Here is a 24,655-nt window from a genome sequence, read left to right as displayed (position 1 = left end):
TGTTCCGTCTGCTTCGGTATCAATGAGGGGATGGCTTTAGCGCGCGCGCAGCGCACCGAGCCCCAGCGCGCGCACCGGGCGCGCGTCGAGCTGCCACAGCGCGTCCAGCAGGCTGGCGGCGCGGATCGTGCCCAGCACGGGGCCGGCCAGCTCCATGAACTTGTCCGCCAGCGTCGCGTCGTCGAGCGGCGCTTCGGGGTCGCCGCGCCGGTAGGGCGCAAAGTGCTCGTGGCGGCGGCCGTCGGCCATCTCGATCGCCACGCGCGCGGCGCGCTGGCGCGGAAAGGCGGCGGTCAGCACGGGATCGGCGGCCAGCGTGATGCGCTGCATCAGCGCGCGGATGGCGGGATCGGCCAGGCGCGCGGGGCTGAACGCATCGAGCCGCACCGCGCCGTGCAGGATGCCGTGCGCCACCACGTAGGGCAGGCTGAAGCGCGCCTCGAACGGCGTGGCCGGCTGGAAGTTGCCGGTGACGTCCAGCGCCACCTGGTACGCCTGCACGTGCACGGCGGCAATGCGCGACGGATCGAGGTCGTGGTCGCGCACGAGCTGCATGGCGGCGTCGATGGCGGCGAACGTGTGGCCGCAGCAGCCGTGGTTCTTCTGCGTGATGCGCGTGACGTGGAAGTCGCTGCCCAGGCCGTCGGTGACGCGCGACCAGTCCGGGCTGCCGCCCAGCGCCGCGCCAAAGCCGGCGTCGCCTTCCAGGATGTCGCGCACGCCGGTCACGCCATGCGCGGCGCCCTGCGCGGCCAGCACGCCGGTCTGGGCCGCATGGCCCGCGTGCAGCGCCTTGGTCATCGCATCGGAGCGGAACGCCTGCTGCAGCCCCGAGGCAAACGTGGTGGCCGTGGCCATCGCATGGCCGGCCACGCCGGCATCGCCCGGCGCCAGCAGCAGCGCGCCGGCCGCCGCCGCGCCAATGCAGCCGACCGTGCCGGTGGTATGGAAGTAGCGGTAGTGCGCGGGCTGGATCGCCGCGCCGATGCGCGTGGAGACCTCGTAGCCAGCCACCACGGCGCGCAGCAGGTCGGTGCCGCTGGCGTCGCACTGCTCGGCCACGGCCAGGGCGGCGGCGATGGTCGGGCAGCCCGGGTGATAGACCGCGTCGCGGTAGATGTCGTCGAACTCGGCCGCGTGCGACACGCTGCCGTTGATCCACGCGGCCAGCGCCGGGAAGGCCGTGGTGCCATGGCCCAGCACGGTACTGTGTCCCACGCCCAGTTCGGCGCGATGGGCCGCCATCAGCTGCTGGCCCGGCGCCATCGGCACGCCGGCCAGCAGCGCGGCAAACCAGTCGATCACCACGCGCCGGGCGTGGTGCTGTACGTCGTCGGGCAGCGGCGCATGGGCCTGGCTGCCGACATAGTCGGCAAATCGGTCGATCAGCATGCCGGGGGTCTCCGGTGGTCTCCTCTGGAATGCCTCCATCGTACGAACCGCCACCGGCCCAGCTTTGACATTTGGTGAAAGCTCCCGAGCCCGGCCGCGTATCCGGCCCGGCCCGGGCTGGTGCATACTCGGCGCACGCCGTTTTGCGCGCAGCTTTTCCTTCTGGAGCACGCCCGACCCATGGACATGGACATTCCTTCGCTTGCCATCCTGATTGCCGCCGTGGAAGAGAAGAGCCTGTCACGCGCGGCCGAGCGCGAGAACCTGGTCACCTCCGCCGCCAGCAAGCGGATTGCCGAGCTGGAACGGCGCGCGGGCACGGCGCTGCTGCGCCGCCACGGGCGCGGCGTGGAGCCCACGCCGGCCGGCGCCATGCTCTACCAGCGCGCCAAGGCCATCGTGCGCAGCGTGCAGCTTGCGCAGGACGCGCTGGCGGCCTACTCGCTCGACGGCATCGCCAAGATCCGGCTGGCGTCCAACCGGTCGACCATCCTGCAGTTCCTGCCGGCCGACATCAGCGGCTTCCTGAAGCACGACCCCGAGGCCCGCATCGACCTGGTGGAAGCGTTCAGCTTCGACATCCCGCGCATGGTCTCCAACGGCGATGCCGACATCGGCATCTACCACGCGCGCAGCCCCAGCCCCGGCGTGCACTCGCTGCCGTACCGCCAGGACCGCGTGGGACTGGTGGTGCCGCGCGGGCATCCGCTGGAGGCGCGCGGCGCGCTGCATCTGGAAGAGGCGCTGGACTACGACTTCCTGGGCTACTTTCCGCGCCACACGTTCGACGCGTTCCTGACGCTGGTGTCCGGCACGATCTCGCGGCCGCTGACCGTCAAGACGCAGGTGTCGAACTTCGAGGCGCGCTGCCGCATGGTGCGCGAGGGCCTGGGCCTGGCCGTGGTGCCCGAGGGCATCGCCCGCAACTACCTGCAGATGATGGGCCTGTCACTGCTGACGCTGAAGGACGACTGGGCCGAGCGCGCGTTCTATGTCTGCGTGCGCGACCGCGACAGCCTGCCATCGGCCGTGGGCCGGCTGCTGGAATACCTGAGCCGCTGCGCCGCGATGGAGCAGCATTTCCTGAAGCCCAGGTAGCCGCGCCCGCGCCGCACGGCAAGAACGCAGCGTTTCTGTTTCGTCAAAGCTCGGCGCCGCCGTCTTTCTAAGATGGTCCCAGGGCTACCGCGCCAGCGGCAGGCCCCATGACAAGAGACACACGGAGACAGCGATGAAAGACTTCCTGCGGCGCTCGGCCGCCGGCGTACTGCTTTTTTGCGCCGCGACAGCCCATGCCCAGCAACCGTACCCGTCGAAGCCGATCCGCGTGGTCGTGGCGTTCACGGCCGGCGGCACCACCGACATCCTGGCGCGCGAGGTGGCGCAGCAGATGGGCAAGGCGCTGGGCCAGAGCGTGGTGGTGGAAAACCGCCCCGGCGCCGGTGGCAACATCGGCACGGACTTCGTCGGCCGCAGCGACCCCGACGGCTACACGCTGCTGGCCACGTCGGTGGGCCCCGTGGCGATCAACCCCACGCTGTACAGCCGCCTCAAGGTCAACCCGCAGACCGACCTGCAGGCCGTGGCGCCCATCGCCGACGTGCCCAACGTGATGGTCGTCAGCCCCGGCGTGCCGGCCAAGACCGTGCAGGAGTTCATCGCCTACGCCAAGGCGCACCCGAACCAGCTCAACTTCAGCTCCACCGGCGTGGGCACGGCCGCGCACCTGTCCGGCGTGCTGTTCAACGAGAGCGCGGGCACCAAGACGACCCATGTGCCGTACAAGGGCGCCGACGCGCTGAACGACCTGCTGGCCGGCCGCGTGCAGTTCATGTTCGCGACCGTGCCGTCGGTGATCTCGCATATCCGCGGCGGGCAACTGCGCGCGCTGGCCGTGACGTCGCGCAAGCGGTCGAGCGCGCTGCCCGACGTGCCGACCATGGCCGAGGCCGGCGTGCGCAACGTGGTGACGGGCGCGTGGTTCGGCCTGTTCGCGCCGAAGGGCACGCCGCCGGAGATCGTCGCCAGGCTGAACCGCACCGTGACCGACGCGCTGTCGCAGCCCGAGATGCGCAGCAAGCTCGCGCAGCAGGGCGCGGAGGCGATGAGCCTGACGCCCGACGCGTTCGGCAAGTTCGTCGTGGCCGAGTACCAGGCGTGGAAGCCCGTAGTGGTCAGCTCGGGCGCGCGCATCGACTGACCGGCACCCGTCGCGCCATGCCGGCCTGCCCTGCAGCATGGCCGGCCCGCGCCGGTGCGGCTATCGCACATTGCATCGCACAACCGGGGGCTGACCCTGACGCCGGCCGCCCGGTTCCTCGCCGATAATCGCCCGGCCGGCGCCGTCCGGCCGAGAGCCCCGGGGCGCCGCCACCGGGTGCGAGCAGAACATCAGTGAAGGAGATGTAGTGCGTATCAAGCGTCAAGCCGCGCGTGCCGCGTGCGGGATGGCCGTTGCCATCGCCACCCTGTCCACCCCGTCCGCCTTTGCCGCGGACGCCTGGCCCAGCAAGCCGATCAAGGTCATCGTGCCGTACACGCCGGGCGGGTCCACCGACACCGTGTCGCGCGTGGTGTTCGAGCGCGTGTCCCAGAGCCTGGGCCAGCCGATCATCATCGAGAACAAGCCCGGCGCCAACAGCACGCTGGGCGTGGGCGTGGCCGCGCGCTCGGCGCCGGACGGCTACACGTTCGTGTCGGTGCTGGCCGCGTACAGCGCGAACATGTCGCTGTACTCCAAGCTCAGCTACAAGCCGTCGGACCTGACGCCGGTGGCGGAAATGGCAGAACTGCCGCTGTTCCTGTTTGCCAGCAAGAAGGTGCCCGCCAGGAGCGTCGGCGAGCTGGTCGACTACGGCCGCAAGCATCCGGACGCGCTGACGTTCGGCTCCAGCGGCGTCGGCAGCTCGGCGCATCTGACCGGCGAGCGGCTGGCGATGGAATCGAAAGTCCGCATGACGCACGTGCCGTACAACGGCAGCGCGCCGATCCTGCCCGCGCTGGTGGCCGGCGAGGTCTCCGTGGCGTTCGACCCGCTGCTGGTGCCGATGCCGCACGTGAAGTCCGGCAAGATCAACGTGCTGGCCGTGGCATCCGCCAAGCGCTGGCCCGGCGAGCCCAACATCCCGACCATGGAGGAGTCCGGCTTTCCCGGCTTCATCATGAGTTCGTGGACCGGCCTGCTGGCCCCGGCCGGCACGCCGCAGCCGGTGGTCGACCGCATGGCGAAGGAGATCGCGGCCGCCACGCGCAGCCCCGACGTGGCGAAGAAGCTGACCGAGCTGGGCTTCATCCCGGTGGGCAGCACGCCCGACGAGTTCCGCAAGCTGATCGAGCGCGACACCACGCGCTACGCGCAGATCGTGAAGGCCGGCAAGATCACGCTCGACTGAACGGCGGCCGGCCCGGACGGGCGGGCGGTTTCCACCGGAAGCCGCCCGCCCGCACCTTCACTGCGCAGTCAGAGATTTTGATACTTCTAACAAATCTCTTCAGACGCAATCAAAAAAGATTCAATTACGGAAGGTGACGCGACCGCCAACAATGCAGTGACGATGGTTCCCCAGCGAACGATGTCATGGGCCTGGCTGCGTCTGCTTCTTACCCACCCTTCCGCAACGATGGCCCGGAGCCGGACGCGCCCACGCCGCGCGTGACGCTGGGCGCCGCCGCGCTGGTGGCGCTGTCCGTGCATGCCACGCCGGCCGCCGCCCAGGCCACGGCGCGCTGCGGCAGCGACATCTCGGGCAGCTTTCCGACCGGCGTGCTGTGCCAGCCGGCCATCGGCACGGCGGCCGTGCTGGGCACGCTGCCAGGCGCCACGTTCGGCGGCATTACCGCCTCCAGCCTGCGGGCATTCGGACGACAGGCCAGCGCGTCGGTGACCGTGGACGGCGCGACGATCACGAACAGCGCCACGGTCAGCAACGCCCATGGGGTCCAGGCCCAGGTCACGGGCGCGCCGGGCGACGCCACGGTGACGTTCTCCGGCGGTGCCACCGGCATCACGCTGACCGGCGCGACTGCGCTGGACGGCGCCAACGCGCTCAACAACACGGCGGGCGCGGCGTCGATCTCGGTCACGGCCGGCACGGCGCTCCAGATCACCAACCTCGTCAACGGCAACGACCATGACGGGCTGGACGCCAACAACACCGGCGGCGGCAATGCCAGCATCGTGCACAACGGCACGGGCCAGATCTCGGTGGTGGGCGGCAACGGCGTCCATGGCCGCGCAGTGGGCGCCGGCACCATCTCCGCGACGGTCGGCAACGGCGTGTCGATCATCGTCGACAACACCAACGGCGTGGCGGACCCCGCCGACCCCGGCCTGGAAGCGGGCAAGGCCAACCACGCCGGCATCTGGGCTCGCACCGTCGGCAGCGGCGCGATCACGATCGACAACGGCGCCAGCATCCGGTCCATCGACGAGAACGCGTTCGGCATCCTGGGCTGGGGCGGCACGGGCGCGGTCAGCATCCGCAATACGGGCGCGATCACGACCGACGGCACGGCCGGCAGCGCGCTGCGCGCCGCCGCCACCACCAGCGGTGACATCACCATCGTCAACCGTGGCGCCCTGACGACCACCGGGATACAGGGCCACGGCATCTACGTCAGCGGCGGCGCCACCGACGGCAACATCGCCGTGGAAAACCACGGCACGCTGACCGTGGGCAGCCCCGCCAACGCCGGCGACGCGGAGGGGTCGCGCGCCATCTACGTGATCGCGCGCGGCGCCAGCAACGCCCAGGTCACGGGCTCGGGCGACATTACCGTGCGCGGCGCGCCGACCTCGGGGCGCGGCTACGGCATCATCATGAGCGCGGTCAACGGCACGTCGACGGTGGACTATTCCGGCAACATCACGGTGGTCGGCAACGGCGCGGGCGCCATCCGCGCCCATTCGAACACCAACGCGACGACGGTGGACTACCACGGCGGCAAGCTCGAAACGTTCAACGCCAACGCCAACGGCATCTACGCCACCAATGATTCAGGCACCGCGCCCGTGACCGTGCGCGCGTCGGGCACCATCGTCACCCATGCCGACAACGGCGGCGGCGACGGCTCCGGCGGCGGCTCGTTCGGCCTGCAGGCCACCACGCTGGGCGGCCCGGTCAGCATCGACTTCCAGGGCGGGCAGATCGACGTCAACGGGTCGGGCGCGGGCATCGTCGCCGGCTCGGGCTTCAGCGGCGGCACCGGCGCGGGCAGCGTCACCGTCCGCAACGCCGGCGCGATCCTCGCGCGCGGCGCCACCCAGCGCGGCATGCGCAGCTTCAGCAGCACCGGCGCGCAGCAGATCACGAACACCGGATCGATCCAGACGCTCGGCGTAGCCGACTCGCAAGGCATCCTGGCCCAGGCGACTGCCGCCGCGGCCATCACCGTGGCCAACAGCGGCGGCATCCAGACCGTCGGCAACAACGCATCCGGCATCGAAGCCACCACGCAGGGCACGGTCGACGTCACCAGCACCGGGCCGATTTCGGCGGGCTGGGGCACCAGCGCCGGCATCCGCGTGGGCGGCGTGGCGCAGGCCGTGCAGAACGGGGCCGGGCTGTCGGCGCTCAGCGACGTGGCGGTGGCAGCCGACAACGGCGCGGCGGGCAGCTTCGTGCTGCGCAACACGGGCGCGATGACGGGCGTGGTCACCGCCGCCACGTCGGCCACGCAGATCGCCAACGCCGGGGCCTGGAACCTGCGGCGGTTCATCGACGGCAGCGGCACGGGTGTCCGCGACACCTGGCAGGTGGCGGTCGCCAACCTGGGCGCGAGCGGCGCCAACAGCGTCGACAACGGCGGCACGCTGGCGCTGGCGCCGCAGCCAGTCGGCACGGCCGCCACGCGCAGCCCGGCCGACGCCATCGCCACGTTCGACGCCACCGGCGCCTACCTGCCGCTCGGCCAGTCGGCCAACGCGCCGGTGATGGGCGGCGCTGTGCAGGGGCAGTTGCTGGGCGTGCGGACGTTCACGAACAGCGGCACGGTGGACGTGGCCGGTGGCGGCACGGCCGTCGGCAACGTGCTGGTGATCACCGGCGGGCAGACGCCCGGCGCCGATGGCGGCGGCACGTTCGTGTCGAACGGCGGCGCGCTCAAGCTCAACACGGTGCTCAACGAAGGCGGCGCGGCCAGCCGGTCCGACATGCTCGTCGTCGACGCCACCGCCACCGGCCCGGGCGGGCCGACCCGCATCGCCGTGAACAACGTGGGCGGCACGGGCGCGCTGACCAACGGTGCCGGCATCGCGCTGGTCGAGCTGACCAACAAGGCGCCGTCGGCCAGCGACCCCAACGCGTTCGCGCTGAACGGCCGTGCCGTGGCCGGGGTCTACGAGTACCGCCTGTTTCGCGGCGACCAGGCCGGCGCCAATCCCGACGTCTGGTACCTGCGCTCCGAGCGCAGCCCCGAGCCCACGCCAAACCCGCAGGCACTGTACCGGCCCGAGGTGGCGGCCTACCTGGCCAACCAGCGGCTGGCCGGGCAGATGTTCGTCCACAGCCTGCACGACCGGCTGGGCGAGCCGCAGTACGCGGAATCGCAGGGCTTCGACCGGGCGGAGGACAAGCCGCGCGCGGGCTGGCTGCGCGCCGTGGGCAATTGGCAGGGCAGCCGCAGCAAGGACGGCGTGTACAAGACCAGCACCGACTCGTTCCTGCTGCACGGCGGGCTCGAACTCGCCAAGTGGCACCTGGGCTCGGAGACCGACCGCGCGCACGCCGGGCTGATGGCCAGCTACGGCAACGCCCGCACCGACGCGGACGCCGCCGGCAACGCGTTCCACGCGCGCGGCAAGGTGGAAGGCTGGAGCGTCGGCGCGTACGGCACGTGGTACCAGAACGACGAGAACCGGCTGGGCGCCTACGTCGACACGTGGTTCCAGTACGGCTGGTTCACCAACCGCGTGGAGGGCGACCTGCTGCCCTCGGTGCGCTACCACGCACAGGGGCTGGCGCTGTCGGGCGAGTCGGGCTACGCGGTGCCGCTGCGCGACGGCTGGGTGGTGGAGCCGCAGGCGCAATTGATCTACGTCGACTACAACGAGGACGATGTCACCGAGCCCAACGGCACGCGCGTGAACGGCGCCGACAGCTCGGGCGTCATCACCCGGCTCGGCGTGCGCACGCACCGCACCTACGACCGCGCCGACGGCCGCAAGTACCAGCCGTACCTGACCGTGAACTGGTGGTACAGCGACACGGACAGCAACATCGCCTTCAACCAGATCCCGGTGGGCACCCTCTATCCCCACAACCGGATGGAGCTGAAGCTGGGCCTGAACGCGGACCTGGGCAAGGGCCGCACGGCCTGGGCCAATGTCTCGGGCTCCTGGGGCCAGCAGAACTACTACCAGTACGCGGCCCGCGTCGGCTTCAAGTACACCTGGAAGTAGCCGTCCGGGGCCCCGCCCGAGAAAATTCATATCGTTCGCCGAAAGAAGTGAATGCCCCACCCGGTGCATCGTCGATACCATTTCCGTCGAACCCGGCACAACTGGCGGAGAACACGATGCGACGAGCACTGAAATGGATGGCGGCGGCCCCGCTGGCGATGGCGTTGGCCGGCGCGGCACACGGGCAGTCTTCCCGATACGAGAATCTGGCGGGCACGCCGTTCCAGGGCGGCTACCCGACCCGCCAGGGCATTACCGCGCTGCAGGACGAGCTGTACTTCCAGCGCGCGGTGCAGAGCTACATCTGGGCGCTGCCGGCGCTGAACATGTACGGCATGAAGGAAGGCTCGGAGAAGACGTTCGGCAAGGGCTACAACGTGCTGCCGATCTGGAAGGACCGGCTGAACGCCAAGACGCGGGTCACCACGCCGAACTCGGACGTGATCTACGCCATGGGCTACCTGGACCTCAAGGAGGATGGGCCGATGGTGATCGAGGTGCCGCCGGGCCTGCAGGGCATCCTCGACGACTTCTTCCAGCGGCCGATCTGCACGGAAGGCGAGATCGAAGGCCGCCGCTGGTGCGGCGACGTGGGCCTGCCCGGGCCCGACAAGGGCAAGGGCGGCAAGTACCTGCTGCTGCCGCCCGACTACCGCGGCGAGGTACCGCCGGGCTACATCACCATGCGCTCGCGCACCTACGGCGTGTTCGTGTTCTGGCGCGGCTTCTTCAAGGACCCGAAGGCGCTGGCCGAGCCGGTGCGCGTGATGGAACAGACCCGCATCTACCCGCTGGGCAAGGAGGCATCGGCGCGGCCGATGCAGTTCCCGAACGCGTCGGGCGTGCCCGTCGACATGCTGTACCCCACCGACGGCTCGGCATTTGACATGCTGGCCCGCTACATCGCGCACGAGTACGCCGACCCGCAGGACATGGAAATGCGCGGCATGCTGGCCGCGCTGGGCATCCGCAAGGACAAGCCGTTCGCGCCGGACGCGCGGCAGCGGGCGCTGCTGGACAAGGCCGCGCGCACGGCAGCCAAGATGGCGCACGTGGCGTCTTACGAGCCGCAGACCATCGTCGAGAACGGCCTCTGGTACCCGGACCGGCGCTGGCTCAACGTCTTCCCGGGCAACGCCACGTTCACGGCCGAGACGTTCAACTACATCGACCCGCGCACCGGGTTCTTTGCCAACGCCTACTCGGCCAGCCCGGGCATGGCCGTGGAAATGGTGAACGTGGGCGCCAAGTATCCGGCGACGTTCGTCGATGCCGACGGCAAGTTCCTGAGCGGCGGCAACCGCTACAAGCTGACGCTGCCGAAGGACGTGCCGGCCGCGCTGTTCTGGTCCGTCACGATCTATGACTCGCTGAAGGCGACCGGCGTCGACAACGGCCAGCCCTTCCCGTCGATCAACACGATGGACAAGCCCGCGCAGAACGCCGATGGATCGACCGACATCTACTTCGGGCCGACATCGCCGGGCGAGGGCCGCAACTGGCTGCGCACGCTGCCGGGGCAGGGCTACTTCGTGATCCTGCGGCTGTACGGCCCGACCCAGGCGTTCTTCGACAAGGCGTGGAAGCCGAGCGACCTGGTCAGGCAGAAGTAGCGCCGGCGGCGGCGGCGCGGCGGATGTCAGCGCTGCCGCTGCTGCCAGGCCTCGTACAGGTCGGGCTCGCCCTGCTGCCGCACGGGCAGGTACTGGATGGTCATCGACTGCTCGGCGAAGGGCCGGGCCAGGTCGGCGTAGATGGCTGCCGTGGACAGCCCGAACGGCTCGCCATCGTCGTTCGAATAGGCGTAGGCCACCTCGGTCACGCCGGCCAGCCGCATCGCCGCCATGCACATCGGGCACGGGTGGCCGCTGGCGTAGACCGCGCAGCCGGCCAGGCTGGGGCTGCCGAGCTTGTGGCTGGCCGCGCGGATGGCGTTCAGCTCGGCGTGCGACGTCGGGTCCTGGGTCTTGTGGATCTCATTGACGGCCGTGGCGATGACCTGGCCATCGCGGACGATCACGGCGCCGAACGGGCGGCCGCCCGCTTCCATGTTGGCGCGCGCCAGGCGGATGGCTTCCTGCAGATACTGTTGGGCTTGCGTCATGCTCGGTCTCCATCGTGCGAAGGGTCCGATCATAACCGCTGCGCCGTGTACTAAGCTGAAGCAGGCCACGCGCTTCACCGGCTGGAAGCCGTGCCGTGCCAGCGGTGCAGCCGGGCGTTTTCGCGGCGGGGTGCCATGTCTCGCTTTCCCTTGCGCCTTCCCTGGCGCTTCTCCATCCGGCTGGCCGGCGCGCCGCTCGTTGCCATGCTGGCCACCATGGGCGGCGCCCTGGCGGCCGAGCCGCCGAGCGCGCTGACCGTCACGTTCCTGCATCCCGACACGTACCAGGACGCCTCGCGCCACGCCGGCTACGGCAGCGACGCGCAGGTGCTGCAGGCGATCCGCCATCACCTGCAGAAGCTGGCCGCCCGTGGGCTGCCGCCCGGCTACGCGCTGTCGATCGAGGTGCTGGACATCGACCTGGCCGGCTACGTCGACTGGCGCTACCCAAGCGGCCTGCGCATCGTGCGCGACGCCACGTGGCCGCGCATGACGCTGCGCTACGTGCTGACGCACGGCGACGAGACGCTGGCCACGCGCGAGGAACGCATCCACAACATGCACTTCAACTGGGGCGTCAACCTGTACGGCCCCAGCGACCCGCTGCGCTACGAGAAAGCCATGCTCGACGACTGGTTCGAGCGCGCCATCGCGCGGCGCGTGCAGGGCTAGGCCGGCAGCCGGGCCGCGACTAGACTGGGTAGATCGCCACGCGGACCGGAGCCCTGCCATGGCCGACGCCACCTCCACCGACCCGCCCGTCAGCCATTCGACGCTGGCCTTCGGGCGCCTCTACAGCGACGACGCCGGCGAATCGCATTTCGGCGCGCTGTCGTTCGACATGCACGAGCGCGACTTCGCCCCGCCGGCGCCAGCGTTCCGCGTCTCGCGCCTGGACCCGGCCGAGCGGCAGGGTTTCCTGGTCATCCCCACCGGCTGGGTCGGCCAGTTCCATCCCGCGCCGGTGCGCATGTGGATCTTCGTGCTCGATGGCGAGATGGAGTTCGAGGCATCGGACGGCGAGCGCCGCGCGCTGGTACCGGGCAACGCACTGCTGCTGGAGGACACGCACGGCAAGGGCCACGCCAGCCGCGTGATCGGCGGCAATATCGCCACGCTGGCCATGGTGCAGATGCCGGGGGCCGCCGGTTGAGCGCGCCGATGCCGACGCCGGATGGGCCGCACCCGCCACCGCCTGCGCCGCCGTCCGGCGTCCCGTCGGGCTTCCGGCAGGGCATCATCACGGCCATCACGGTGCTGTTGGGCTTTTCGCTGGCGTTCTGGCGTTTCTGGGGGTTCGAGAGTCCAGGCCACTGGGGCGCCAGCGCGCTGCTGGCCGCGCTGTGCCTGATCGTCGCGGTGGCGCTGCAGATCCTGGCCCTGTTTCGCGCGCTGCGGCTGGAAGACGACAGCATCCCGGAATACCGCAAGACCGTGCGCTGGTTCATTGCGTCGGCGGTGGCACTGCTGGTGGGGCTGACCATCGCCATGCTGGATGCCGCCATCGCCACGGACACGGTCTGACCGACCCGGCGGGGGCGCTACCGGAACATCCCCGGCGCGTAGGTCTTGACGAAAAACGCCAGCGTGATGCACGACGTGGCCAGCAGCGTGCCGGCCCGCACCACGCGCGGCGGCGTGAGCTTGCCGAGCAGCGCGCCGCCGTAGCCGCCCAGCACGGCGCCGATCAGCATCGCCAGCGTCTCTGGCCAGCGCACGGCCCCCGCCACGATAAAGGCGATCACGGCCACCGCGTTGGCGGCGCTGACCATCAGCGTGCGCGGGGCATTGAGCCGCTTGATGTCGCGGCTGTCGAGCAGGCCCCACATGGCGATCATCATGATGCCGACGGCCCCGCCGAAATAGCCGCCATAGACGCCCAGCGCGAACTGCACGGCCAGCACGGCATTGGCGTGGACATGGCAGCGCCTGCGCAGCGCCTCGCCCAGTTGGCGCCCGAACGCCAGCGCCACGCAGGCCACCAGCAGCAGCCACGGCAGCACGAACGTGAACGCGGCCGATGGCGTGCGCAACAGCAGCAGCGCCCCGGCCAGCCCGCCGCACAGCGTGGCCACCAGCAGCGCCCGCAGCGACACGGCGCCCACCGGGCCCAGCCCGTCGCGATAGGCCCACGCGCTGGCGAGCCCGCCCGGAAACAGCGCCACGGTGCTGGACGTGTTCGCCTGAACCGGTGGCACCCCGGCGGCGATCATCGCCGGCAGGCTGACGAACGAGCCCCCGCCAGCCAGGGCATTCATCGCGCCAGCCACAAATCCAGCGCCAAAAACCATCAGTATCGGATCCATGGACGGAATGCTATGCACCGGCGGCCCGGTCCGCAATCTGGCATTTCCGGTGCTAGACTTCGGCGCATCCGAAAGCAGAGGAGTGTTGCGGTGCGTTTCGACCTGACCGACATGCGGCTGTTCCTGAGCGTCGTGGAATGCGGCAGCCTGACCCACGGCGCCCGCGCGATGCACCTTGCGGTGGCGTCCGTCAGCGAGCGCATCGCCGGCATGGAGGCCGCGCTGGGCGCGCCGCTGCTGGAACGCAACCGGCGCGGCGTGCGGCCCACCGCGGCGGGCGAGGCGCTGGTGCGCCACGCGCGCTCGATCCTGGGCCAGGTGGAGCAGATGCGCGGCGAACTGCGCCACTACGCCACGGGCCTCAAGGGCCGCATCCGGCTGCTGTCGAATACCGCCGCGCTGGCTGCCTTCCTGCCGCCCCACCTGTGCCGCTTCCTGGCCGCCCATCCGGACCTGTCGGTCGACCTGGGCGAGCGTCCCAGCGCGGAGATCGTCCAGGCGCTGGCCGAGGGCCGCGCCGACCTGGGCATCGTCGCCGACATCACCGATGTCTCGACGCTCCAGACCCACCGCATCGCCCAGGACCAGCTCGTGGTCGTGGCCGGCCGGATGCATCCGATTGCCACGCAGGAAACGGTGGCGTTTGCGGACATCGTGGGCGAGCCGATCGTCGGCGTGGCCGACACGGCGCTGGAATCGCACCTGGCCGAGCGCGCCGCGCGGCTGGGGCGCCAGCTGCACTACCGCGTGCAGCTTCGCAACGTCGAGCATGTGGCGATGCTGGTCGACGCCGGCATCGGCATCTCGATCGTGTCCGACGCACTGGCGCAGGCCATGCCGCGCGGGCTGGCCATCCTGCCGCTGTCCGAACCCTGGGCGGCCCGCCGCCTCTATCTCTGCGCGCGCGATTTCCAGGCGCTGACGCCCCACGCGCAACTGCTGGCGCGGCAACTGACCGAAGGCTGACCGGCCGCGCTCAAGTCGGGCCCGCGGAAAGCCGTAAAATCCCGGGACATCGTCTGGAAGCAATCCCATGAAGCAAGTATTCCTGCTGGCCCTGGCCTGCCTGGCCGGCGCGGCCCACGCGCAGTCCACCGTGGGCGCCGTCGCGGCGCCGCTGGGGCTGGAGCTGGGCAAGACCCAGTGCGCAAGGCTGACGCCCGGCCCGAACCGCGAGAAAACCGGCAAGACGCCGTGGGCCGGCGGCGACGCCTTCGAGCTGCGCCACCTCGAACGATTCAACCTGCCCGGACTGACGCGCGCGGTCGTCAACTGCGATGCGCAGGACCTGGTGACGCTGGTAACGCTGACCTTCGACCGCACCGCGCTGGACGACGTCACGCACAAGCTCGACGCGCGCTACGAATCGAAGCGCAAGACCGACGCCAACGCCCAGAACGCCTACGCCGAGTGGGTGGCCGCCAATGGCACGCTGGAACTGCTGTACGCCCGCGACGGCAAGCAGTTCACCGTGGCGTACTGGGGCAAGGGCGCCAAGGCGCGCTACTTTGCCTATGGCAGCACCCCGGACAAGGCGCCCGCCGCCTCGGCTGCGCCCGCCCCCGCCAAGGTGCCGGCGGCGCTCTAGCCGGTTGCCCGGCAAGGTGTAATCTTCAGCCTGCATCGGGATGCCGCCGGCGTCCCGCCTGACTGGAGAATCCCCATGACTTCCAAAGCCTCCGCCCGCCGGCAGGCGTTCCGGCAGCAGGTGGCGGCGCGCCAGGCGCTGCTGATGCCCGGCGCGTTCAACGCCATGAGCGCGCGCGTGATCGAGGACCTCGGCTTCCAGGCGGTCTACCTGACCGGCGCGGGCGTCACCAACATGTCGTTCGGACTGCCCGACCTGGGCTTCATCGGCTTGAGCGACATCGCCGAGCACACCGCCCGCGTGCGCGACGCCGTGGACCTGCCGCTGCTGGTGGATGCGGACACCGGGTTCGGCAACGCGCTGAACGTGCACCACGCGGTGCGCACGCTGGAACGGGCCGGCGCCGATGCCATCCAGCTCGAAGACCAGGTGATGCCGAAGAAGTGCGGCCACTTTGCCGGCAAGCAGGTCATTGGCACGGGCGAGATGGTCGGCAAGATCCGGGCCGCCACCGACGCGCGCGACGACCCCGATTTCCTGATCGTGGCCCGTACCGATGCGGCGGCCGTGCACGGCATCGACGACGCCATCGACCGGGGCCACCGGTTTGCCGAAGCCGGCGCGGACATCCTGTTCCTGGAGGCCATCGAGGACCTGCGCGACATCGAGCGGCTGCCCGGCCTGTTCGACGTGCCGCTGCTGATCAACATCGTGATTGGCGGCAAGACACCGGTGCAGGGCCGCGACGCGCTGGAGCGGATGGGCTACGGCCTGGTGCTGTACGCCAACGCCGCGTTGCAGGGCGCCGTGCGCGGCATGCAGCAGGCGCTGGACCTGCTGCAGACCCAGGGCCAGATGACCGAAGACCCCGCCATCGTCGTCCCGTTCGGCGAACGCCAGCGGCTGGTGCGCAAGCCGCGCTACGACGAGCTCGACGGCCGCTATCAGAGCGACGACTGACACCAATCACTCAGACACCTGGATCGACGGCCAGCAGCCACAGCGACGCCACGCCCACGATCACGAGGCTCAGCGCCCAGACCGCGTCGAGGTTGAACCAGCTGCGCGAGACCAGTTGCGGGCCGACGTAGCGCCACGCCAGCCACGCCAGCGCGCCGCCCGCCACGAGCATCGCGGCGGTGTGGATGGCTGCCACCAGCAGCGCGGTGCCGGCGTTGCCGAAGGCCAGCGTGGTGGCCGCCTGGTGCCCGGCATCGGGCGCGGTGCAGAGGCCCAGGTAGATCGGCAGGAGCATCAGCCCGGCACCGTGGGCCAGCGCCACCGCAAACGACCAGAGCATCAGCCGTGACGGCGGGATGCGCGCCAGCACGCGCGGATGCCGGCGCCGGCACAGCAGCACCACGCCGCAGGCCGTCACCAGCACCGCCGCCGTCATGCGGATCGTTGGCGCCCATGCGGCCAGCGCGGCCAGCAGGCCGAACGGCAGCGTGAGCGCGAGCACGGCCACCGCGTGGCCCACGCCAAGGTAGCCCAGCGACACCGGCAACTGCCGGCCACTGCGCGCGAGCATCGCGCCGGAGACGGCCAGCGGCCAGCCCATCGCCGGGTTGATGCCGTGGTAGAGGCCGCTCGCCACCACGGCGACCCACAGGCCGACCGGCTCCCAGCTTGCGGTCAAGCGTGCTCCGGCGCCTGCACCGACGTGTAGCAGAACGAATCGGTCGAGCAGTCGCCGCCTTCGAGCCGAATCTGATGCGCGCGATAGCCGTCGGGGAACGTCACGCGAAACCTGTCGTCGAGCGTCAGCCCGCCCTCGGGGCCGGCATGGGCCATCACCTGCGTGCCGGGCACGCCGTCGGGGTAGAACTGGTCGTCCCAGGTGGAATACAGCGAATTGGTCCAGTACACGCGCCGCCCGTCGCGGCTGATCTCCACCATCTGCGGGCCGCCCGCGAACGGCTGGCCATCGGGATGCGGCGTGCGCCGGACGATGCCGCCCACGTGCACCGATCCGGTCTGCCGGGGCTTGCGCGGGTCGCTGACGTCGTACTGGCGCATCTCGCCCGTGCCCCAGCACGACACGTACAGGAAGCGGTCGTCCAGCGACAGGTCGATATCGGTCACCAGCGGCGGCACGGCGCCAAAGCCCTTGAGCAGCGGCGGCAGGTCGTCAGCGGCGGCCGGCTCGGGCGGGATCGTCGCGGTCTTCTCGATATGGAACTGGCCGCCCTCGCGCCACCACGTCCAGATCGAGCCTTCAAGGTTGGTCGTGTCGACCACCACGCCAACAAAGCCGTACTCGCGCACGGGGTCGTGCGCGGGACGCACCTCCAGCGCCATCTGGTGCTGCGCGCCAAGGTCGATGGTCTGCACGTTGCGCCGCGCGCGCAGGTCCCAGAAGTGCAGCCGGTGGCCATAGCGGTTGGCCAGCAGGTCTTCGGGCACCAGCCCGCGCTCGAACTGCGGCGGCAGCGCCCATTCGCTCGACACCATGTAGTCGCGCGGCAGGTTCCACCAGAAGTCGTAGTGCTTGTCCTGCGGGCCGCGGTCGATCTCCCAGCGGCCCAGCACCTCGAATGTCTCGCAGTCCATGATGAAGATGCCCGGCGCGCCGTCGGTGCCGTCGGGGCCGGCGCCGCCCAGCGTGCTGACGTAGATGCCATCCGGGCCGCAATGCACGGTGTGCGGGCGCGAATAGCCGGTCTTGCGGAACACTTCCTCGGGTTCGATCACCTTGTGGATGCGTGCCTGCGTGGGGTCGGGCCGCGTATCGACGATGTAGATGCGCGAGCTGCGCATGCCCGGGATGACCAGGTAGCGGCGCTGCAGGAAGGCGTGGCCGGTGAGCGGCGACAGCGCCGACGAGCACGCATTCCAGCCGAAGTGGTGCAGCTCGTCGCCCCTGGCCGTCATGGGTACCGTGTGCACCACTTGGCCGTAGCGCGGCGATGCGGGATTGACGTCGATGACCGCCAGCGCGTCGGGCTGCGACGCATCGGGGCTCAGCAGCAGCGTGTAGGCGTGGGTTTCCGCCGGGGCCTGCATCGCGAGCCGCGGCGATGCATGGAAGGTCGGATCGGGCCGCAGGTCCATGGTGAGGTCTCCTCGGGAACGCGCAGGGGCGCGTGCCTGAGTAGCCTAGGTCGGCGTACCGGACACGTCAAAGACTGCGCCTGCCAAGCGTAGGCGCACGGAAGGCCGCCGCGAACGAAGATCGCGGCATATCGATACGCGGCCCGTGGCGTCCCCCGGGGGCCTGCCGCTTCACCGCCTGCCACTTCACCGGCCACGCGGGCCGGTGACAGGCGTCAGGCCGGCTTGCCGTCAGGCCGGGTGGGCGCGTCGGGATCGGCCAGTTCCTCGGGCGTCGGCTCGGCCTCGCTCTGCCCGGCCGTGCCGGGCTGGTCGGCCTGCCCCGGCTGCCCGGTCAGGCCCGGTTCGCCGGGCTGGCCGGTCCAGCTCGTGTCCTGCGTGCCGGGCACCACGCGGATGTCGTTCTCGACGTCCTTGACGCCCGACACCATCGCGGCGATGTCCTCGATCCGGTATTTCTGCTGGCGTGCCGGCACGGTGCCGGTCAGCTTCACCCATCCATCGGTCACGTTCACCTCCACTTCGCGTACATCGACATGGCGCGCATGGGCCAGCCGCTCGCACAGGTCCTCGCGGATCCGTTCGTCGCTGCGGGTGTAGCCCTTGGGCCCACCCAGCCCACTGCCGGGGCGATAGGCGGCGGCGCCGTCGTAGCGGTCGCCGTCGCGGATTTCGTCGGGATAGCCACCGTCGATGCCCCAGCCAGCGCGCCCGGTGTAGCGCATCTGCTCCATGCGGCGCGGATCGCCGCCGTAGCCGCGCGGCGGCTGGCGCAGGGCGTCGAGGTAGCGGTCATCGGGCGGGCCGCGCCTCATGGCCGCCCCGCGCCCTGCTTGCCGGACTTGCCGGACTTGCCGCCCGCGTCCTTGCCCCTGGACGGCTCCGCCGCGCCCGAATCGGCTTGGTGCTGGGCGCCCGGGTCCTCGTTGCGGAAGCCGCCGTAGCTGCTCTGGCCCGGATCGGCGCTGCGGCTCTTCACCTCGTCGGCGCGGCGGTCGGTGCGCACGCCGGGGTTGGTGGGCGTGTCGGTGGGCTTGGCGTCGCCGCCGGTGCGTGGTTTGCTCGACATCACAATCTCCCAGAAAGCCTGTCTGCGGAACCGCGCGCAAGCATCGTGCCTGTCTGGCGGGCATGCGCCGTGGCGGCCACCGGCATGTCCCTTGCGTCTTGCGTCCCATGGATACCAACGATCTGCGGAGGCCGATCATGCGCGCACAACTTTCCCGCCTTTCCCGCCATGCACGATCCGGCGGCGCCTGGCTTGGCTGCGTGGCCGCCGCGGCATCGCTGCTGATGCTGGCCGCGCCAGCGCAGGCGGCGCCGCTGTCCGACAAACCCGGCACCGCGCTGGCCGGCGACGCCGACGCCATGTTCCTGCGCAAGGCCGCGCTGGCCGGATCGATGGAGATCCAGGCCAGCACGCTGGCCGAAAGCCGCGCCAGCAGCCCGGCCGTGAAGGCGTTTGCGGCGCAGATGCTCAAGGACCATCGCGCGGCGGAGGCCAAGCTCAAGCAGCACGCGCAGCGCCTGGGCGTGCAGGTGCCGGCGTCCCCGCTGGACAACGACAAGCAGGCGCTCGCCAGGCTCGGGCAGCTCAAGGGTGCCGATTTCGACCGGGCCTACGCGCAGCAGATTGGCGTGGACGCGCATCAGGACGCCGTGGCGCTGTTCCGGAAGGCGGTGGACGATACCAAGGACGACGGCGTCAAGACGTTCGCGCGCGAGACGCTGCCCACGCTGAACCACCATCTTGAGATGGCCCGCCAGATGGCCGCCCAGGTGAAGTAGCCGAGGCACGTCGCTTCACGTGCCGGTCCGGCCGATTGCAGATCGTGCCGGGCATCGCGCACACCCGGTGCAAAATCTGCCCGGCCCGGGGACGCCTAGTCGACGTTGCAGAGGAAGTACTGCGAGACGATGGCCCGCGTGGTCGGGCTGGTGTCCAGGTGGTCCAGCCCGTCGGGCGACGTCCATTTCAGGTGCTTGATCTCGTTGCGCGGCTTGGCGTTGGCCGACTTGCCGACCGTGGCCGCGAACACGTGGTGGACCGTCGTCGCCCCGATGAACTGAAACGCGGCCGTCATCGCCTTGGCCTCCAGCGCGGTTTCCTCGCGCAGTTCGCGGCGGCCGGTGTCGATCAGCGGCTCCTGGCTGTCCGGCCGCCCGCCCGGCAGCGCCCAGCGCGCGCCGTCCTTCGACACGAGCAGCACCTGCCCCGCGCGTACGCAGATGACCGTGGCTCTGATTTTTGGTTTGAGGAATGGCATGTCGGTCGTGGGGGTGCGCGTTGCCTGGTGCATGGTGCCGGGGCCCGTGATGCGTGGTTCCACTATAGCGACGGCCGCCCGCCGCCCGCTTGCGCGTCAGCCCGGCCGTTGCTGTGCGGAACGGTGAATTTCCGGACACGCGCGCAGCGTGCGCCGTGGCGCCCGCCACGGCAATGGATTGCCATCACGAAGCACGCGTCATGCCACTAGGGCCGCCCGGCCGCCATGGCGAGCGCATGATAGTGCGAAATCCGCTCCAGCGCCCATTCGGACGCCGCCTTGCGGATTTCCGTGCGATTGCCGCTGAAGCGCCGCGTCTCGGTGTACTCGCGCACCGTCTGGGTCTTGCCCGGCAGGCGGAACAGCCACGCGAAGCACTGGGTGCCGGCCGGCGTGCCATCGGGCGCGCCATCGTCGGCCACGCCGGTGTTGGCCACCGCCACGTCGGCCTGGCTGATGCGCATCACGCCGCGCGCCATCGCCAGCGACACCGCCTCGCTGGTCAGCCCGTGCCGCGCGATCAGGTCCGGATTGACGCCCAGGATCTGCTCCTTGGCATCGGGCGAGTACGCGACGATGGCGCACTTGAGCGTGCCGCCGCAACCGGGCACGTCGGCGATATGCGACGCGATCAGCCCCGCCGTGCACGACTCCGCCGTGGCCAGCCGCAACTGCTGGCGCTGCAGAAACTGCGCTGCCTGTTCAGCCGGTTGCATGATAGACCTCCCATTCGCGCGGGCCAGCTATCCCTTGATCGACCGGGGATCGTGCCCGAACGAGTTGCGCGAGCGGATCTGGCCGTCGCGGCCATGGATGAACAGCTCCGACTGGTTGCGCCGGGCCAGCTCCGTGGCCGCCTCGATGGCGTCCTCCTGCGTGGCGAACAGCTTGCGGCCCGCCGGGGTCCTGGCCTCTTCCACGGCCCAGCCTTCGGGGGCGGGCACCACGTGTACGTCCTTGCTCATGGGGTCACCTCTGGATGTTTGTCACATAGCGTACTTATTCACCCAAAGCGCCCCGCGCGGTAGTCGGCCGGGGTCTGACAACCGTGTAGGCCAAATGGCGATCGGCGCCGCGTCAGTGGTCGGCGCCGCCGGCAAAGTGCTGCCGCACCAGCCGCGCGGCCTCTTCCCACAGCACCGGCGAGCCGCGCTCGATGGGCGGACGGTAGCGCGCGGCGGCCTGCGTCTCGGTGACCTGCATCTCCACCCACGATCCGCCGTCCGTGGCCGCGTTGTGCAGCAGCGGCTGGAAGCGGTCCACCGCCTTGGCAAAGCGCGCGTCGGCGCTCTGGCCGGCCTCGAACTCGTCCCACAGGCTGCGGAACTCGGCGGCCTGGGCATCGGGCAGCATCCCGAAGATCCGCTCGGCGGCCAGTTGCTCGCGCGCGGCCTGGGCGGCATGCGCGGCGGTATCGTGGAACGGCACGTCGCCGGCGTCGATCTCGACGATGTCGTGCAGCAGCAGCATCTTCACCACGCGGGTCACGTCGACGGGCTCGGCGGCATGCTCGGCCAGCACCAGCGCGTACATGGCCAGATGCCACGAGTGCTCGGCACTGTTCTCGCGGCGCGACTGGTCGATCAGCGGCGTCATGCGGATCACGCGCTTGAGGCGGTCGATCTCGCGCAGGAACTGGAGTTGGCGTTCAAGGTGGGAAAGGTTCACGGTCAGGACAGGCAGCTACAGGGGACGCCCGAAGTCTAGCAGCGCCCCGGCGGCGCGGCGGGTGTCGGCCCCGGCCCGGCAGGCGGCGCGCGCGCTGTTGGCCTTCGCCCGACACCGAGGGCCCGGATCGGCCCCGGGAGCGGCATGCCCGGCACTTCAAGCGGCCGTTTGATGGTGGTACGGCTCGTGCGTTATCGCCCCCGAGCGCGCCAACGCGCTCGTTGCCTTTCTACCTGTTTTACGGAGTGTTGCCATGTCCCGCAGAGTTACCGCTTTCCATCTTTTCACCGCCGTCGTTGCCCTGGGGCTGACCGCCGGCGCCGCCCACGCCGCGTCCCCGCGCGGCGGCACGCCTGCCGGCGAGCTGTACGGCTACAGCTACCGCGTCGACACGCGCGACGTCTACACCGATGGCGCCCGCAGCGGCCAGTTCGACCCGTACAGCGAAGGCGCGCGCAACGTCGCGCCGGTCACGCGCGAGCGTGACGACGACCGCTCGCTGTCTGGCATGGATCGCCGCGGCGTGTCCGCCGAGCCGGCGCGCACGGTCGACGTCTACACCGACGGCGCCGCCGCCTGAGGCCCCCCCGCGCGGCCGTGCCCGACCACCGGGCGTGGCCGCGCCTGCCCCACGCCGACGATGCCGCCCCGGGTCGACATACGCTGCCTTTGCCACACTCGCACTGGGCCGCGGGCATCGTTTGGCCATAGACTGAAAGCTACCGCGCGCAGCCTGGCGCGGCTGTACAACCAGCCAATCCCCACCCAGCGAGCGAAGCACCATGTCGATTCCCCACCTGTCGTCCGGCCAGACCGCCAGCGTGCTGCCGCTGGGCGCCAACCTCAAGAACACCCCCACCACCGCGCTGTTCAAGGCGCCCCACATGGAAGTGGCGCGCCTGGTGATGCTGGCCGGCAAGCAGTTGCCGCCGCACGCCGTGGCCGGGCCGCTGACGATCCAGTGCATCGAGGGCGAGATCGAGGTCGCGCTTGACCACGGTTCGCAACGGCTGCGCGCGGGCGACCTGATCTACCTGGCCGGCAACGTCCGCCACGACGTGAAGGCGCTCAGCGACGCGTCGCTGCTGCTGACCATCGTGCTGCTGGACGGCCCGCGCTAGCCGCGCGTCCACGCAAGAAGGGGCCCCGCAGGGCCCCTTGCCATCGCGCCGTGGCCCGCGCTACGGCGCGGCGCGGCGTTCGGCCAGCAGCTTCTGGATGGCCGCCTCGGTTTCCTTGTAGCGGCCCTCGCCATAGTGCTGGTAGACGATGCGGCCGTTGGCATCGATCAGGTACAGCGCCGGCCAGTACTGGTTGCGATACGCGGACCACGTGCCGTAGGCGTTGTCCTGCGCCACCGGGTAGCGGATGTCGTACCGCTTCAGCGCCGCCTGCACGTTCTCGGTCGATTTCTCGAACGGAAACTCGGGCGTGTGCACGCCCACCACGACGAGCCCCTGGTCCTTGTACTTGTCATGCCACTGCTTGATGTAAGGCAGCGTGTTCACGCAGTTGCCGCAGGCATAGGTCCAGAAGTCCACCAGCACCACCTTGCCGCGCAACTGCTGCATGGTCAGCGGGGTCGTGTTCAGCCAGTTGTTGATGCCCACGAATTCGGGCGCGGCGCCCTGGTCGCCCACTTTCGGGCTTTCGGCAATCGCGCCGGTGCCGAAGGTATAGATCGCGGCGATGCCGATGGCGGCAAGCATGGCGCGGAGTACGTTACGCATGATTCGGGGGCCTTTCTGTAAGGTCGGCGCCCCGCCGCCTGCCTGGGCAGGCCACGGGGCGCGCGGGACGGGTCAGACCAGTTCGGTCTCGATGTGGACGTTGCCGTGCAGGGCCTTCGAGTACGGGCAGGTGCGGTGCGCCGTTTCCACAAGCTGGCGCGCCACGTCGCGGTCCACGCCAGGAATGTGCACGCGCAGCCGGGCCTGCAGCAGGAACTCCACGCCGGCCGTGCCGAGGTCGACTTCGGTATCCACCGACAGGTCCTGCGGCAGTTGCACCTTGGCCTTCGACGCCGCGATGCCGATGGCGCCGATGAAGCAGGCGGACCAGCCGGCAGCCAGCAGTTGCTCCGGGTTCGTGCCCGGGCCCTTGCCGGCGAAGTGCGAGAGCTGGATATCCAGCTTGCCGTCGCTGCTGCGGGCCGATCCGTCGCGGCCACCGGACGTGACGTGGACCTTGCCGGTGTACAGGACTTTTTCGATGCGGGTCATGGTGCTTTCCTTTTCCTTCTGTTGCAGGGGTTGAGTCAGGGTTTTCAGGGTCGATCGGGGGCGGATGCCGCCTCAGGCGTAAGCGCCGTCGAGGTACGGATCGGCGCTACGGGCCGGGGGCGCCGAGACGCCGGTGCGGTCCATGCCGGCCACCGTGTGGGCGCCGTCGTAGTACGGGCTGCGCGGTTCCTGCACCGAGCGGGCGCCTTCCGAGTACGGGTCGCGCTGGTCCTGCACCGAGCGGGCACCGTCGAGGAACGGATCGGCCGAGCGGACGAGGGCTACCGTGTGGGCGCCGTCGTAGTACGGGCTGCGCGGCTCCTGCACCGAGCGGGCACCTTCCGAGTACGGGTCGCGCTGGTCCTGCACCGAGCGGGCACCGTCGAGGAACGGATCGGCCGAACGGACGAGGGCCACCGTGCGGGCGCCGTCGTAGTACGGGCTGCGCGGTTCCTGCATCGAGCGGGCGCCATCGTAGTAGGGGCTACGCTGGTCCTGCACCGAGCGGGCACCATCGAGGAACGGATCAGCCGAGCGGACCAGGGCCACCGTGCGGGCGCCATCGTAGTACGGGCTGCGCGGCTCCTGCACCGAGCGGGCGCCTTCCGTGTACGGGTCGCGTGCTTCGGTGGCGGAACGGGCGCCTTCGGTGAAC

The 24,655-nt window shown here is 70.4% G+C and carries 28 protein-coding genes; 14 read left to right on the top strand and 14 right to left on the bottom strand.

Features of this window, described 5'->3' with window-relative positions:
* Positions 1-36 precede the first annotated feature (36 nt).
* The gene (locus tag QTN24_RS21760) at positions 37-1,392 is read right to left on the bottom strand and encodes an MmgE/PrpD family protein (protein WP_313839752.1); all 1,356 of its coding nucleotides are present in this window, start codon (positions 1,390-1,392) and stop codon (positions 37-39) included.
* Between the two features lie 186 nt (positions 1,393-1,578).
* On the opposite strand from QTN24_RS21760, the gene QTN24_RS21755 reads away from it, so the two are divergent.
* The 5 genes from QTN24_RS21755 to QTN24_RS21735 all read left to right on the top strand — a co-directional run bounded on the left by QTN24_RS21755 (position 1,579) and on the right by QTN24_RS21735 (position 10,404).
* The gene (locus QTN24_RS21755; RefSeq protein WP_124685688.1) at positions 1,579-2,490 is read left to right on the top strand and encodes a LysR family transcriptional regulator; all 912 of its coding nucleotides are present in this window, start codon (positions 1,579-1,581) and stop codon (positions 2,488-2,490) included.
* Positions 2,491-2,623: 133 nt separating this feature from the next.
* On the top strand, positions 2,624-3,592 hold the full coding sequence (locus QTN24_RS21750; RefSeq protein ID WP_124685689.1) for a Bug family tripartite tricarboxylate transporter substrate binding protein: 969 nt from the start codon (positions 2,624-2,626) through the stop codon (positions 3,590-3,592).
* Between the two features lie 247 nt (positions 3,593-3,839).
* Positions 3,840-4,784, top strand: coding sequence for a Bug family tripartite tricarboxylate transporter substrate binding protein (locus QTN24_RS21745; RefSeq protein ID WP_253700346.1), 945 nt, complete (start codon positions 3,840-3,842; stop codon positions 4,782-4,784).
* A 185-nt stretch (positions 4,785-4,969) separates the two neighbouring features.
* On the top strand, positions 4,970-8,791 hold the full coding sequence (locus tag QTN24_RS21740; RefSeq protein ID WP_313839750.1) for an autotransporter outer membrane beta-barrel domain-containing protein: 3,822 nt from the start codon (positions 4,970-4,972) through the stop codon (positions 8,789-8,791).
* A gap of 116 nt (positions 8,792-8,907) precedes the next feature.
* Positions 8,908-10,404 (top strand): DUF1254 domain-containing protein, encoded by a 1,497-nt coding sequence (locus QTN24_RS21735; RefSeq protein ID WP_124685692.1) that lies wholly within the window; start codon positions 8,908-8,910, stop codon positions 10,402-10,404.
* 26 nt (positions 10,405-10,430) lie between these two features.
* Here QTN24_RS21735 and QTN24_RS21730 read toward each other — a convergent pair whose 3' ends face one another.
* Positions 10,431-10,895 carry a nucleoside deaminase gene (locus tag QTN24_RS21730; RefSeq protein ID WP_124685693.1) on the bottom strand — a complete coding sequence of 155 codons (465 nt, stop codon included), beginning with the start codon at positions 10,893-10,895 and terminating at the stop codon, positions 10,431-10,433.
* A 135-nt stretch (positions 10,896-11,030) separates the two neighbouring features.
* On the opposite strand from QTN24_RS21730, the gene QTN24_RS21725 reads away from it, so the two are divergent.
* From QTN24_RS21725 to QTN24_RS21715, 3 genes are read left to right on the top strand one after another with little or no spacing between them, the layout of a single operon-like run.
* Positions 11,031-11,567 carry a DUF3016 domain-containing protein gene (locus tag QTN24_RS21725; protein WP_313839747.1) on the top strand — a complete coding sequence of 179 codons (537 nt, stop codon included), beginning with the start codon at positions 11,031-11,033 and terminating at the stop codon, positions 11,565-11,567.
* Between the two features lie 58 nt (positions 11,568-11,625).
* Complete coding sequence (locus QTN24_RS21720) at positions 11,626-12,048, top strand: cupin domain-containing protein (RefSeq protein WP_124685695.1); 423 nt, start codon at positions 11,626-11,628, stop codon at positions 12,046-12,048.
* An 8-nt stretch (positions 12,049-12,056) separates the two neighbouring features.
* Complete coding sequence (locus QTN24_RS21715) at positions 12,057-12,419, top strand: hypothetical protein (RefSeq protein ID WP_313839744.1); 363 nt, start codon at positions 12,057-12,059, stop codon at positions 12,417-12,419.
* Positions 12,420-12,436: 17 nt separating this feature from the next.
* Here QTN24_RS21715 and QTN24_RS21710 read toward each other — a convergent pair whose 3' ends face one another.
* Entirely contained in the window at positions 12,437-13,201 is a 765-nt protein-coding gene (locus QTN24_RS21710) for a sulfite exporter TauE/SafE family protein (RefSeq protein ID WP_313839742.1), read from the bottom strand.
* 90 nt (positions 13,202-13,291) lie between these two features.
* On the opposite strand from QTN24_RS21710, the gene QTN24_RS21705 reads away from it, so the two are divergent.
* From QTN24_RS21705 to QTN24_RS21695, 3 genes are all read left to right on the top strand, one after another.
* Positions 13,292-14,167 carry a LysR family transcriptional regulator gene (locus QTN24_RS21705; RefSeq protein ID WP_313839740.1) on the top strand — a complete coding sequence of 292 codons (876 nt, stop codon included), beginning with the start codon at positions 13,292-13,294 and terminating at the stop codon, positions 14,165-14,167.
* Between the two features lie 67 nt (positions 14,168-14,234).
* Positions 14,235-14,789 (top strand): hypothetical protein, encoded by a 555-nt coding sequence (locus QTN24_RS21700; RefSeq protein ID WP_313839738.1) that lies wholly within the window; start codon positions 14,235-14,237, stop codon positions 14,787-14,789.
* A gap of 75 nt (positions 14,790-14,864) precedes the next feature.
* The gene (locus tag QTN24_RS21695) at positions 14,865-15,749 is read left to right on the top strand and encodes an oxaloacetate decarboxylase (RefSeq protein ID WP_313839736.1); all 885 of its coding nucleotides are present in this window, start codon (positions 14,865-14,867) and stop codon (positions 15,747-15,749) included.
* 10 nt (positions 15,750-15,759) lie between these two features.
* Here QTN24_RS21695 and QTN24_RS21690 read toward each other — a convergent pair whose 3' ends face one another.
* The 4 genes from QTN24_RS21690 to QTN24_RS21675 all read right to left on the bottom strand — a co-directional run bounded on the left by QTN24_RS21690 (position 15,760) and on the right by QTN24_RS21675 (position 18,912).
* The gene (locus tag QTN24_RS21690) at positions 15,760-16,350 is read right to left on the bottom strand and encodes a hypothetical protein (protein ID WP_253700348.1); all 591 of its coding nucleotides are present in this window, start codon (positions 16,348-16,350) and stop codon (positions 15,760-15,762) included.
* 74 nt (positions 16,351-16,424) lie between these two features.
* Entirely contained in the window at positions 16,425-17,843 is a 1,419-nt protein-coding gene (locus QTN24_RS21685; RefSeq protein ID WP_124685702.1) for a selenium-binding protein SBP56-related protein, read from the bottom strand.
* Positions 17,844-18,058: 215 nt separating this feature from the next.
* A complete protein-coding gene (locus tag QTN24_RS21680; protein ID WP_409559069.1) occupies positions 18,059-18,658 on the bottom strand; it encodes a BON domain-containing protein in 600 nt (199 codons plus the stop codon).
* The gene (locus QTN24_RS21675; RefSeq protein ID WP_313839734.1) at positions 18,655-18,912 is read right to left on the bottom strand and encodes a hypothetical protein; all 258 of its coding nucleotides are present in this window, start codon (positions 18,910-18,912) and stop codon (positions 18,655-18,657) included. The genes QTN24_RS21680 and QTN24_RS21675 overlap by 4 nt, the downstream gene beginning before the upstream one ends.
* 137 nt (positions 18,913-19,049) lie before the next feature.
* Here QTN24_RS21675 and QTN24_RS21670 point away from each other — a divergent pair, with 137 nt between their 5' ends.
* Entirely contained in the window at positions 19,050-19,631 is a 582-nt protein-coding gene (locus tag QTN24_RS21670; RefSeq protein ID WP_313839732.1) for a DUF4142 domain-containing protein, read from the top strand.
* A 95-nt stretch (positions 19,632-19,726) separates the two neighbouring features.
* Here QTN24_RS21670 and QTN24_RS21665 read toward each other — a convergent pair whose 3' ends face one another.
* The 4 genes from QTN24_RS21665 to QTN24_RS21650 all read right to left on the bottom strand — a co-directional run bounded on the left by QTN24_RS21665 (position 19,727) and on the right by QTN24_RS21650 (position 21,778).
* Complete coding sequence (locus tag QTN24_RS21665) at positions 19,727-20,110, bottom strand: NUDIX hydrolase (protein ID WP_313839730.1); 384 nt, start codon at positions 20,108-20,110, stop codon at positions 19,727-19,729.
* 206 nt (positions 20,111-20,316) lie between these two features.
* On the bottom strand, positions 20,317-20,826 hold the full coding sequence (locus QTN24_RS21660; RefSeq protein ID WP_124685707.1) for a CinA family protein: 510 nt from the start codon (positions 20,824-20,826) through the stop codon (positions 20,317-20,319).
* Positions 20,827-20,853: 27 nt separating this feature from the next.
* The gene (locus tag QTN24_RS21655) at positions 20,854-21,075 is read right to left on the bottom strand and encodes a DUF2188 domain-containing protein (RefSeq protein ID WP_124685708.1); all 222 of its coding nucleotides are present in this window, start codon (positions 21,073-21,075) and stop codon (positions 20,854-20,856) included.
* 112 nt (positions 21,076-21,187) lie between these two features.
* Entirely contained in the window at positions 21,188-21,778 is a 591-nt protein-coding gene (locus QTN24_RS21650; RefSeq protein ID WP_313839728.1) for an HD domain-containing protein, read from the bottom strand.
* Between the two features lie 253 nt (positions 21,779-22,031).
* Here QTN24_RS21650 and QTN24_RS21645 point away from each other — a divergent pair, with 253 nt between their 5' ends.
* Positions 22,032-22,358, top strand: a complete 327-nt coding sequence (locus tag QTN24_RS21645) for a hypothetical protein (protein ID WP_313839726.1) — start codon at positions 22,032-22,034, stop codon at positions 22,356-22,358.
* Positions 22,359-22,560: 202 nt separating this feature from the next.
* On the top strand, positions 22,561-22,899 hold the full coding sequence (locus QTN24_RS21640; protein WP_124685711.1) for a cupin domain-containing protein: 339 nt from the start codon (positions 22,561-22,563) through the stop codon (positions 22,897-22,899).
* A 60-nt stretch (positions 22,900-22,959) separates the two neighbouring features.
* On the opposite strand, the gene QTN24_RS21635 is transcribed toward QTN24_RS21640, so the two are convergent.
* The 3 genes from QTN24_RS21635 to QTN24_RS21625 form a co-directional block, all read right to left on the bottom strand.
* Positions 22,960-23,508 (bottom strand): thioredoxin family protein, encoded by a 549-nt coding sequence (locus tag QTN24_RS21635; protein WP_124685712.1) that lies wholly within the window; start codon positions 23,506-23,508, stop codon positions 22,960-22,962.
* A 72-nt stretch (positions 23,509-23,580) separates the two neighbouring features.
* Positions 23,581-24,000: an organic hydroperoxide resistance protein gene (locus QTN24_RS21630; RefSeq protein ID WP_313839724.1), complete on the bottom strand. Its 420-nt coding sequence runs from the start codon at positions 23,998-24,000 to the stop codon at positions 23,581-23,583.
* 72 nt (positions 24,001-24,072) lie between these two features.
* Positions 24,073-24,591 carry a copper resistance protein CopQ gene (locus QTN24_RS21625; protein WP_313839721.1) on the bottom strand — a complete coding sequence of 173 codons (519 nt, stop codon included), beginning with the start codon at positions 24,589-24,591 and terminating at the stop codon, positions 24,073-24,075.
* Between the last annotated feature and the right edge of the window lie 64 nt (positions 24,592-24,655).

Source organism: Cupriavidus sp. SZY C1, assembly GCF_032190535.1.
GTDB lineage: Bacteria > Pseudomonadota > Gammaproteobacteria > Burkholderiales > Burkholderiaceae > Cupriavidus > Cupriavidus pauculus_C.
This window is presented reverse-complemented; position numbering and strand designations above follow the sequence as displayed.

What these genes read in the sequence shown, in the direction of transcription:
- QTN24_RS21760 (WP_313839752.1), bottom strand. Translation starts at nt 1,392, where the DNA reads ATGCTGATCGACCGATTTGCCGACTATGTCGGCAGCCAGGCCCATGCG.
- QTN24_RS21755 (WP_124685688.1), top strand. Translation starts at nt 1,579, where the DNA reads ATGGACATTCCTTCGCTTGCCATCCTGATTGCCGCCGTGGAAGAGAAG.
- QTN24_RS21750 (WP_124685689.1), top strand. Translation starts at nt 2,624, where the DNA reads ATGAAAGACTTCCTGCGGCGCTCGGCCGCCGGCGTACTGCTTTTTTGC.
- QTN24_RS21745 (WP_253700346.1), top strand. Translation starts at nt 3,840, where the DNA reads ATGGCCGTTGCCATCGCCACCCTGTCCACCCCGTCCGCCTTTGCCGCG.
- QTN24_RS21740 (WP_313839750.1), top strand. Translation starts at nt 4,970, where the DNA reads ATGGGCCTGGCTGCGTCTGCTTCTTACCCACCCTTCCGCAACGATGGC.
- QTN24_RS21735 (WP_124685692.1), top strand. Translation starts at nt 8,908, where the DNA reads ATGCGACGAGCACTGAAATGGATGGCGGCGGCCCCGCTGGCGATGGCG.
- QTN24_RS21730 (WP_124685693.1), bottom strand. Translation starts at nt 10,895, where the DNA reads ATGACGCAAGCCCAACAGTATCTGCAGGAAGCCATCCGCCTGGCGCGC.
- QTN24_RS21725 (WP_313839747.1), top strand. Translation starts at nt 11,031, where the DNA reads ATGTCTCGCTTTCCCTTGCGCCTTCCCTGGCGCTTCTCCATCCGGCTG.
- QTN24_RS21720 (WP_124685695.1), top strand. Translation starts at nt 11,626, where the DNA reads ATGGCCGACGCCACCTCCACCGACCCGCCCGTCAGCCATTCGACGCTG.
- QTN24_RS21715 (WP_313839744.1), top strand. Translation starts at nt 12,057, where the DNA reads ATGCCGACGCCGGATGGGCCGCACCCGCCACCGCCTGCGCCGCCGTCC.
- QTN24_RS21710 (WP_313839742.1), bottom strand. Translation starts at nt 13,201, where the DNA reads ATGGATCCGATACTGATGGTTTTTGGCGCTGGATTTGTGGCTGGCGCG.
- QTN24_RS21700 (WP_313839738.1), top strand. Translation starts at nt 14,235, where the DNA reads ATGAAGCAAGTATTCCTGCTGGCCCTGGCCTGCCTGGCCGGCGCGGCC.
- QTN24_RS21695 (WP_313839736.1), top strand. Translation starts at nt 14,865, where the DNA reads ATGACTTCCAAAGCCTCCGCCCGCCGGCAGGCGTTCCGGCAGCAGGTG.
- QTN24_RS21690 (WP_253700348.1), bottom strand. Translation starts at nt 16,350, where the DNA reads ATGGGCTGGCCGCTGGCCGTCTCCGGCGCGATGCTCGCGCGCAGTGGC.
- QTN24_RS21685 (WP_124685702.1), bottom strand. Translation starts at nt 17,843, where the DNA reads ATGGACCTGCGGCCCGATCCGACCTTCCATGCATCGCCGCGGCTCGCG.
- QTN24_RS21680 (WP_409559069.1), bottom strand. Translation starts at nt 18,658, where the DNA reads ATGAGGCGCGGCCCGCCCGATGACCGCTACCTCGACGCCCTGCGCCAG.
- QTN24_RS21675 (WP_313839734.1), bottom strand. Translation starts at nt 18,912, where the DNA reads ATGTCGAGCAAACCACGCACCGGCGGCGACGCCAAGCCCACCGACACG.
- QTN24_RS21670 (WP_313839732.1), top strand. Translation starts at nt 19,050, where the DNA reads ATGCGCGCACAACTTTCCCGCCTTTCCCGCCATGCACGATCCGGCGGC.
- QTN24_RS21665 (WP_313839730.1), bottom strand. Translation starts at nt 20,110, where the DNA reads ATGCCATTCCTCAAACCAAAAATCAGAGCCACGGTCATCTGCGTACGC.
- QTN24_RS21660 (WP_124685707.1), bottom strand. Translation starts at nt 20,826, where the DNA reads ATGCAACCGGCTGAACAGGCAGCGCAGTTTCTGCAGCGCCAGCAGTTG.
- QTN24_RS21655 (WP_124685708.1), bottom strand. Translation starts at nt 21,075, where the DNA reads ATGAGCAAGGACGTACACGTGGTGCCCGCCCCCGAAGGCTGGGCCGTG.
- QTN24_RS21645 (WP_313839726.1), top strand. Translation starts at nt 22,032, where the DNA reads ATGTCCCGCAGAGTTACCGCTTTCCATCTTTTCACCGCCGTCGTTGCC.
- QTN24_RS21640 (WP_124685711.1), top strand. Translation starts at nt 22,561, where the DNA reads ATGTCGATTCCCCACCTGTCGTCCGGCCAGACCGCCAGCGTGCTGCCG.
- QTN24_RS21635 (WP_124685712.1), bottom strand. Translation starts at nt 23,508, where the DNA reads ATGCGTAACGTACTCCGCGCCATGCTTGCCGCCATCGGCATCGCCGCG.
- QTN24_RS21630 (WP_313839724.1), bottom strand. Translation starts at nt 24,000, where the DNA reads ATGACCCGCATCGAAAAAGTCCTGTACACCGGCAAGGTCCACGTCACG.